Source organism: Phyllobacterium sp. (assembly GCF_037994405.1).
GTDB lineage: Bacteria > Pseudomonadota > Alphaproteobacteria > Rhizobiales > Rhizobiaceae > Phyllobacterium.
Genome location: NZ_JBBNAN010000489.1, coordinates 1 through 7,412 on the forward strand (window position 1 = coordinate 1; position 7,412 = coordinate 7,412).

A 7,412-nucleotide genomic window follows, 5' to 3' on the forward strand; every position below is an offset into this window, starting at 1 on the left:
GTCAACAACAGATATCGTCCCCTCCCCATTACTTCGCGGACCCCAAGTTCGGCGATCAGGTTGAGGGCTCCCCGCGGCGTGACTCTCGCCGCTTTGGCAATCATCGCGGCGGACACGATCGCCGCGACAGGATCAGGTCAATGGCGGTTGGAAGGCTGCTGGATGAGCGGCGGCCACGCAGACGCCGCTCCATCTGGTCCCTCGCCTGCGTCAGCCGTGCGATGAAGGACACTCTTACGGAGGTGTGCTGCACGAGTGATCCGCCCGCGCGCGCAAGAAGCTTACGCGGGATCAACATTCAGACGAATGCCAGGATATCGGCATTGAAGGTGCCGGATCGGAGCCCCGACCGCGCGCCAGTAAAAAAGCAACGCCCATAGCTGGAACGGCCATCATGAGACCCCACAGGGCGATATGCACGAGATGGGCACCGATCGCGCGAAGCCTGGATGCGTCGGGAAATCGCGGGGGCATAGCCGAAGATACACGAAGCACCAGTCGCAACAGGATCAACGCGATCAGCACGAGGCCAAGAGACTTATGCAGCTCTCTCACAAGGCCATGTACCTCTTCTCCCCGAAACAGCCTGATATACTGCATGGAGAAGAGGGATATGATCAAGGCTGCGATTATCCAATGTAACACGGCGTAGGCGGTCGGATAGCGTGTCGGAGCGAATGATGTCTGCCCTGGCGTTCTCGTCAAAGAGGGCGAGGTAATTCTCAAGCCCTAAGTCCGATAGAACTTTACTCAAGGCTCGCATAAAAATACTCCCCCACCAGAAAACCATTTGTCGCCAATATGCTTTTCTCTTACGTTACTCTGCACCGTTCTTGCGGCGGCGACAAGGACAAAGCGATCGTTCGACCAGCGAATACCAACGCAAGGGGCCGATCCGCAACATCCCCTGCAGTGGGCCGGCAAGCGTCATCAAGGGAGTTCTCGGATGATCCGTTCCCCGATCGTCGGCTGTGTCCTTGCTCTGTGGGCCTTCCTCCTGATGCCGGCCGCTGGATCTGGCGCTGATTGCCCCACCTGTCCAACAGTTACCCTTCTGACCAGAGATCGCCCCGATGGCCTGGACGGACGCGTCGTCGCCGAAGCTGTCCCTGAAGGTTCTGGAAAAGACGATCAGCGGGCCGGAACGAATCCTGCCGTTGCGGACGGCGCGGCCGACGGAGTGATCTATATCGTCGAGGAGGAAGGCTGGCGGCGCCTTCTGTCCGCACGCCAAAACCGCGACTATTTCATGCTCGACTCCTACGTCGAGAGCGAGAGGTTCCTTACCTTCTGCTCTATCGCCAGCATGGCTGCCGCATTGAACAGCCTCGGCATCCCGCGCCCTCTCGATCCGACGCGCTACCCTTACCCTTACTTCACGCAGGACAACATCTTCGTCCTCGCTAACGAGCAGGTGAAGAGCTTCGAGGCGGTGGTAACCGACGGGCTCACACTGGCTGAGATCGGGCAGTTCTTCAGCAATCTCGGCGTGACCCCTCGTGTACATTTTGCCGAGGAGACGGGCCTCGACGCTATGCGGACGGCGATCATCGCGGGACTGGCCGCCTACGATACGCGGGTTATCGTCAACTACGACCGCTCGGTCCTTGGTCAGACCGGCGCGGGCCATGTGTCACCGATCGGCGCCTATGACGAGCCCACCGACAGCGTCCTCGTGCTTGACGTGGCGCGTTACAAATATCCGCCCGCCTGGGTACCGATGCAACTGATGTACCGGGCGATGCTGGCTGTCGATGGAGGCTCGGGCCGCTCGCGCGGGATCGTCCTCGTCCAACCCGCGGACGTAACTCACCACTAGCTAAGTCTAAGTCTAAGTCTAGAGAAACTCTCGCGCGGCGCGCCCGTCGTTGTTGTCGCCGAGACGCGCGATCAGGTCCGAGTGGGGCGCAAGCAAACCGCGCGCGCTTTCACCATCTCCGCGTTCGCGAAGGCGTCGCGCTAATTCTATCGATATCCGCAGCTGGCCCATTACGGAATGCTGCGCGGCCGCGACGTCATTCGCGCGGTACAGGATCTTTTCTGTTTCGACCGGGCTAATGCCGCGACGACTACGAATTTCTGCCTCGATCTTCAACACTTCGGGGAGCTGGAAATAGCTTCCGTTGCGGCGTCCGATCTCAAGAGCTGCGGCAATCGATTTCTCGGCCTCATCCAGCCTCCCCGCCAGTGCCGCGCTCTCCGCATAGAGACCGATAAAATAGGGCAGTCCCATTTCGGCTCCTGTTCCGCGAATGGAGGTGATTGCATCGTCCATCTGCCGCAAGCCGCCTTCGCGCTCCCCCAGCGAAAACCGGGCCCAGCCGATCTGGAAAACGGCCTGACCGGTCAAAAGCGGAAGCTGGAACTCCCGAGAAATCTGCAGCTCGCGCTCGGCCGCTTCGAGCGCATGCTCGGGCTCGTCGGCAAACATGTGCAGGTAGCTCAGGCCCCAATATGCAAGAGCCGTCGTCAACGGATGCTCAAAACGACCCGCGAGTTCGATGGATTGGTCGCACCGCAGCCGGGCGGTTACAGGATCGCCGGAAAGCCAGGCAGATAGGCCAGCGACAGAGCGGCTGCACACACCCGGATCGTGGCCGGAGTACAGGTATGTCAGGTGATGGTCGCGATCGGGGTCATATCGGTCGATCGCCCGCTCGGCATGCCTGAGCGCACTCGAGACTTGGCCGAGAAAGAAATTGTTGGTCCAGAACATGTGGTCGGTTTCGATCTCTAAACCGGGATCGGAGCGGCCCTCGATCAACTCGGCGCATCGGCAGGCGAGCTCCTGCGCCGCCGCCGGTTTTCCGCTGATCATGTAATACTGTGCGCGGCCGCGCAGCGTCGTAAACAGGCGTGACTGGTCCCCTGTTCTCTCGCAGAGCTCCTCGGCACGTTCGAATGCCGCTAGCACTTCTGTCGAACCCCAGCCCCTTGCTGCCATGAGAGCAACGCCTCTGGCGAGCTGAAATTCAATTTCGCGCCTTTCGGCGTCCGCAATGTCGCGGTTGCCCTTCAGCAAACGGATTCCAAGATCCAGGTGAGCCAGCGCGCTGGCATGCGCCGAGCGCCGGATCGCTTTCCAGGCCGACATCAGCAGATAGGTGGCAGCTTCTTCCCAAAGGTGGGCCGCCTGCGCGTGCCTCGCCAAGCGTTCAGCATGCTCCTCGATCCTGTCCACATAATACGCCTTGAGTTCCGCCAAAGCCGCCCGGTGGAGGTCAACACGTGCAGACGAGACAATTCGCTCGGAGATCGAATTGCGGATGAGAGCATGCTTGAAGCGGAGGAATATTTCTGGGAAAACCTGCACTTCGACGAGCAAATCTGCCTTCTTTAGGATCTGCAGAGCGGCATCGAAGCGCGTTCCGGGCAAAGCCGCCAGTTTCCGCAACAGCACGGCCGGGATCTCGCCTCCAAATATCGACGCAACTTCGGCCACCCGCTTGGCGTCGGCGTCGAGCCGTTCGAAGCGGGCGTCGATGATCGAATGGATGCTCGCCGATACTATAATTTCGTCGACCTCGCCGGAAGGATAGTACCGGCCGGGCTCCCCCTGCAGTTTGCCGGTCTCGGCAAGCGCGCGGACGGTTTCCTCGAGAAAAAGCGCATTGCCCTTGCATACTTCAGCCAGATCGGCGCGCAGACGATCGAGTTGTGGATCCTTACCAAGGAGATAATCGAGTAGCTCGCCAGTCTCGGCCGCGTTGAGCGCCGAGAGCCGAAATTCCACCGGACTGGCGGTGGAAAACGCACTGCGGTCATATTCCGGCCGGCAGGTCAAGATGAAGAGAATTCGACCGGTGGAGGCGGCTTCCGCCAGCCGCACCAGGATCGCCTCGCTCTCGAGATCGATCCAGTGCAGGTCCTCGACAAGTAGGACTAGGGGTTTCGTATTTGCGAGAAACAGCAGCAGTGCCACCACGGCTTCCTGCATTCGCCGCGATCGCTCCTTTGCGGGAATTCCCGCCCAGATCGGATCCTGTGCCGGCAATTCCATGACCGCCATGATGGGGTCGAGCAGGCGTTTGTCAAAGCGGCGATCGCTCTGCCCAACTAACACTTTTTCAACCGCCGCCGATGGCGCCTCGGACTCATCCACCCCGAACAGACCCTGCAAGACTTTTCGGATTACGACATAACCATTCTGGAGATCGGTTTCCAGCGCGCCTGCTTCGAGATGCTCGGCTTCGTCTTGCGGAATTGCGCCGACGAATTCATGCGTGACGCGTGACTTGCCGAGCCCAGGAGCACCGACAACGATCACCGTCTGGCCCTCGCCGCCTTGCGCATCACGCCAGGCTTTGTTGAGGATTTGCAAAGGCATCTCTCGCCCTATGAAGGGTGAGAGGCGCCTCTGGGACCGCAACTGCCAGCGCGAGCGGCCGCGATTTATTTCGAGCACCTCGTAAAGACGTTGGTCCTTCGAAAAATCAGATACGGTTCGTGACCTCAGCGGTTTCATGCTCACAAAGCCGCCGGCCGAGGTATGCGTCCGTTCGGTCGCCGCAACGAGATCCCGGTGTAGGGCCTGGCTCAGCGCATTGGCGACCGTCACCGGTCCACCACGCACTTCCAGCGCGCCAGCTCCGACCACGCGCGCCTGACCGACGATCACGACGCCCGTGTCCATGGCTATGCGGACCCTGGTCATGGGTTGGGGCTCGTTAAGCGCCGTCTCGCGCAGCTTGAGTGCAGTTCGGCAAGCGAGCGCGGCATGGCCTTCTTGCGCGTCGGGCGCCCCGAACGACGCGATTAGTTCGTTGTCCGTAACGCTGAGCACCGTCCCGCCATTCGCACGCACTAACTCAACAGCTTTCAAGAGCAGAGAATCGATGATTTCAAGTGCCGTTTCCGGGGAGAATTCTTCCGTCGCCTGAACCGGACTCACAAAGACCGCGCACAGGATCGTCGCGTGGCGTCTGGTGCGCTTGTCGATCGCAACGATCGCTTTGGTTTCGAACACCTGGTTGGCGAAACCCGTGGCCTCCCTTACAAATTCCTGAAACGCCGGCTCCTCGGCTAGCAAGATATGATTAAAACTGTCTAACTCCACGAAGCGTGCACCTGGGATTGCGCCGGAAAGTGCAAGACCACCGGACAGTGGCGCAACCCGATCGCCTCGCGCATGCAGAACCAGGGTGGGCAAACGTAGCTCATTGAGCCGGGCAGACACGTCGATATCCGCGAAAGCATTGGACAATCGCCACGCATTTTCTGGTGTTAGCGTCCGCCGCTGCAATTCATTGAACCAGTCCATCTGCACGCGGTTCGCGCCCGGGATGAAGAGATTGGTGAATAGCTGACGGAATATCGGATCGTCCTGGCCCCAGCCCTGGCGAATCAGGGCCGCGATTGCTTCGCGCCGCCCGATTTCATTCGCATCGCCGCGTGCGCGCCATCCCCGAACATAGCCGCCGTAAAGAAGGAGACCGGCGACCCTTTCGGGGTGTCGGGCCGCGTATTCAACCGATAGAGCGCAGCCTTGCGAAATTCCAAGCAGGACGAATTGTTTGAAACCCGCGGCATCGACGACACATTCCAGGTCAGCAATGAACGCGTCGAGTGAGGTATTCTGCGCCGTGGTGTCGGACAGCCCGTTCAGGCGCCCGTCATATCTGAGCAGGGTGAAGCCGTCCGACAGCGCGTCGATCCAGTGGCCCCAAACCGGGCTTTCCCAATCGAAATCAAGATGTGACATCCAGTGTGTCGCCCGCACGATTACCGGACCAGAACCGTTCACGGCATAGGCGATCCGTGTGCCGTCACTTGAGTGGGCATAGTGTATCGACTGCTTCCTGGCGCCAATCCCGAGCACGGCCGGCCAGTTCCCGGAAGGCAACCCCGCTGTCGCTTCGGCAGCCGACCGAACCGCGCTGCCCGTCAGGGATGCCGACAAGGCCTCCGTCACCGATCTGGTTGCCGCCGTCTGACGTGCTCGGTCGTTGATCCCGGTTATCTCCTTTGCGAAGTCCTCGTCGGGAAGGAGCGTCTGGAGGGTGTGCACGTAAGCCAGCGCCCGCTCCGGTTCGTCGCCGAGACGGTCGATTAGGGTTCGAAGCGTTTTCAGATGCAAGATTTCGATCTCGTTGGAACAATAGACCCGCCATGCCTCGAACGCTGAACAGTGCGGAAGATAGAGATCGACAAGGAATGGCCCTGTGAATGCCGCGGCGATTACCCCGAGCCGTTCGGTAGTAAGCCCTCCGATCGATTCGGACGAAAGACCTCTGATCAGTTCGTAATCGAGAACAAACGTTCCCGGTTTCAAATGCGCGAAGTTGCGGTCGGCCTGCAGTCGTTCCTCGCCGTCTGCATTAAGAATCTGGCGCAGCTTGGAAAGGCTCCATCGAAGCGCACCGCGCGGATCGTCCGGGACATCCCAAAACAATTCGCAAAGCCGCTCGCGGCGCTGCGGTTTCCCGAGCACCGCCAGATAGGCGAGCAGCGCCCTGGTTTTCCGCGATTGCGGTAGCGAAATCGCTGCCTTATCCCGGTAAACCGAAAAATCTCCCAGAACCGTGATGGCGATATCCAAGCTGGCCCGCCCATCTAATATTTTGCTAGCGAGAACACTTTACGGACTAGCATTTCAATCCGCAACAACGCATTCCACGGCCACGTCTTGGCAACCGAATTTGGCCTGACAGTTTGCAAGCTTTATGGGGATCGCTGAATTTCGAGTTGGCTCTTTTCGACGCGCAGAACCCGATTTGGCGTGGAGGCGTGCGGCGATGATTTCAGCGGCCGCGTGTGAACGAGGTGCTGCCCTTTCTCTCCATTGAAAGGGAAGGCCACCATGCGTCCCTCCCTTTGCCCTTGGCCGTTCATCACCTAGCGTTTGCGGGCAATGCCACTGTACCGGGTGAAATTGACGACGCGATCGATGTGTTCGCGCACCGTTTCCAGAGTAGGACCCTTGCGAATGTCATCCCACTTGAAGGATGACGGGCGAGAATATGTACCGAACGAGATGTTCATAGCTGGCTCCTTTGTTGGGCAGCGGTTATTCCGCGGCATGTTTGGAGCATGCGGCTGCGCCATGGTATCCAGCGTTTGCGCGAGCATGGAAACTAAGAGGACGGCTCTTTCTGATTTCTTATAGGCGACGATTGCCGTGCAATGCCGCCCAGTATTTCGCGAATAGTGAAGCGGGGTGGATCAAGCATCCATCTTCCTTCAACCACGCAGCCTCCGTGACAGTTCCTTCGCGCCAAATCCGGTGATGGACAGGATCTCGGAACGGCCAAATGCCGATGTTGCGCAGCAGGTGGTCCGGCAGATCATGCAAGCGTGCCCGCTCTTGGCGCATACATATCGCTCGGGACACGAAAACCAGTCATCGGACGAACATGGCCGACAGTATTCATTTCAGAATCGCCGATGGTTGCTCGGCGCGAACCGCCGTGCCC

General features: G+C 59.5%; 3 protein-coding genes and 1 pseudogene. 1 reads left to right on the forward strand and 3 read right to left on the reverse strand.

What is annotated here, in order from left to right; translation table 11 throughout:
- Positions 1-223: pseudogene (locus AAAC48_RS27060) on the reverse strand (helix-turn-helix domain-containing protein); the annotation flags it as partial.
- A gap of 723 nt (positions 224-946) precedes the next feature.
- Here AAAC48_RS27060 and AAAC48_RS27065 point away from each other — a divergent pair.
- Positions 947-1,819, forward strand: coding sequence for a phytochelatin synthase family protein (locus AAAC48_RS27065; protein ID WP_340657161.1), 873 nt, complete (start codon positions 947-949; stop codon positions 1,817-1,819).
- An 18-nt stretch (positions 1,820-1,837) separates the two neighbouring features.
- On the opposite strand, the gene AAAC48_RS27070 is transcribed toward AAAC48_RS27065, so the two are convergent.
- Both AAAC48_RS27070 and AAAC48_RS27075 read right to left on the reverse strand, forming a co-directional pair.
- Positions 1,838-6,538, reverse strand: coding sequence for an alpha/beta fold hydrolase (locus AAAC48_RS27070; protein ID WP_340657162.1), 4,701 nt, complete (start codon positions 6,536-6,538; stop codon positions 1,838-1,840).
- Positions 6,539-6,834: 296 nt separating this feature from the next.
- Positions 6,835-6,981, reverse strand: a complete 147-nt coding sequence (locus AAAC48_RS27075; protein WP_340657163.1) for a hypothetical protein — start codon at positions 6,979-6,981, stop codon at positions 6,835-6,837.
- Positions 6,982-7,412: the final 431 nt, after the last annotated feature.

Coding starts and splice junctions, on each gene's coding strand:
- AAAC48_RS27065 (WP_340657161.1), top strand. CDS start 947: ATGATCCGTTCCCCGATCGTCGGCTGTGTCCTTGCTCTGTGGGCCTTC.
- AAAC48_RS27075 (WP_340657163.1), bottom strand. CDS start 6,981: ATGAACATCTCGTTCGGTACATATTCTCGCCCGTCATCCTTCAAGTGG.